Genomic DNA, 1163 nt, shown 5'->3' with positions numbered 1-1163 from the left:
ACAAAGGGCATACTACGTAGCGGAGGTGTTTGATATGTCTTCTAATGAAAATGGACAAATTCAACAGGAATATCAAAGCATGTTAATCTACAATGTACTTGCTGTCGGTTTTGTTGGGGGGGCTTTAGCCAGTTTTATCGGAATCCTAGCCCATTATGTTAACTTTATGGATTTTAGCCCAAAATTCATACTGACTTCGTGGTCAAATATGACCTGGATCGATCATTGGCTCGGTACGGTAATGACCATGATTTTATTCGGAATTTTATCCGTGGGGATCGCTTTTATATACTATAGTCTCTTTAAAAGGATGAAGAGTATTTTTCCGGGTATTTTTTTGGGGGTGGTCTGCTGGGCTTTACTTGTATTTGTCCTGAAACCGATGTTMATCGATTTGCCAACTTTTTATAAAATGTCAGCAAATACGGTTATAACAAGTGTATGCATTTTTATTATATACGGTCTTTTTGTAGGGTTTTCTATATCATATGATCATCAGGAATATATACGCCATAAAAACAAGGCCGAGAAGCAATCGGAAAGCTGATTGCTTCTTGGTTGTAAAAAAGTAGTAAGACAATTTGGAATTATGATAGAATGTTCATGGAAAGCAATCTTTTAACATGAGCAGGTGTTTGATGATGACAAAAATCTTACTAATCAATGGTCCGAATTTAAATCGCTTGGGGAAGCGGGAACCTGCGCATTATGGATCCACGACGCTTGCGGATGTGGAAGCGCAATTAATGCTGCAAGCACAAGGGTTAAATGTGGAATTAACCTCTTTTCAAACTAACCATGAAGGAGCGATTATCGACAAGCTCCATTGGTCAGAGGATCATGGGATCGACGGGATTATCATTAATCCTGGGGCTTTTACTCATTATAGTTATGCGATTCGTGATGCAATAGCCGGAATTGATGTTCCAGTGGTGGAAGTGCATATTTCGAACATACATGCCCGTGAAAGCTTTCGACATGAATCAGTGACCGCTGCGGTATCGGCGGGACAGATTGTCGGCTTGGGGATACACGGTTATGAATTGGCGTTGCAGGCGATCGCAAAGATTGCAAAGGGGGAAATTAAATGAATAAACTAATGCGCTTAAGAGCCTCGATGGAAAAGGTGGGCATTGATGGTTTTTTGATCACCAGTACATATA

Annotated in this window: 2 protein-coding genes; both read left to right on the top strand. The window is 40.2% G+C overall.

Annotation, left to right across the window (positions count from 1 at the left end; all coding sequences use genetic code 11):
- On the top strand, nt 1–547 hold a 547-nt coding region (locus tag AC1DVB_RS27430), incomplete at its 5' end, for a YqhR family membrane protein (RefSeq protein ID WP_477591986.1).
- Between the two features lie 94 nt (nt 548–641).
- Nucleotides 642–1091 (top strand): type II 3-dehydroquinate dehydratase, encoded by a 450-nt coding sequence (gene aroQ, locus AC1DVB_RS27425; RefSeq protein WP_328118806.1) that lies wholly within the window; start codon nt 642–644, stop codon nt 1089–1091.
- The last annotated feature ends 72 nt before the right edge of the window (nt 1092–1163 follow it).

The organism is Peribacillus sp. P4_D6 (assembly GCF_056401795.1).
This window is presented reverse-complemented; position numbering and strand designations above follow the sequence as displayed.